The organism is Vibrio sp. 1180_3, assembly GCF_029478545.1.
In the GTDB taxonomy this organism is placed as follows: domain Bacteria; phylum Pseudomonadota; class Gammaproteobacteria; order Enterobacterales; family Vibrionaceae; genus Vibrio; species Vibrio aestuarianus.
The window spans coordinates 1-363 of the sequence record NZ_SJFM01000203.1; the positions used below are offsets into that span (position 1 = coordinate 1).

A 363-nucleotide genomic window follows, 5' to 3' on the forward strand; every position below is an offset into this window, starting at 1 on the left:
GGCGTTATACGCTTTTCGGAAAAATTACAAAGGGGCAGGAAATGAATCAGCATGAAAAGCTAAATTATGTAGAGTTTGGCGCAAAGGATTTGGAATCAACAAAGTCATTCTTCTCTTCTGTGTTTGGTTGGGATTTCGTTGATTATGGCCCTGAATATTCGGCTTTTTCCAATCAGGGCTTAGACGGTGGCTTCTTTAAATCAGACTCTTGCAGCCAGACAAAAACGGGTGGGGCTCTTTTGGTCTTCTACAGCGCAGATATAGAGTCTACATTGGCTAAAGTTATTCAAAATGGTGGTGAAATCTCTCGCCCGATATTTGAGTTTCCTGGTGGCTGTCGTTTCCACTTCATTGAGCCAAGTG

General features: G+C 42.7%; 1 protein-coding gene. It reads left to right on the forward strand.

Features of this window, described 5'->3' with window-relative positions:
• Positions 1-41: 41 nt before the first annotated feature.
• Positions 42-363: VOC family protein (locus tag EYW48_RS21580; RefSeq protein ID WP_277433091.1), on the forward strand; the 322-nt coding region annotated here is incomplete at its 3' end.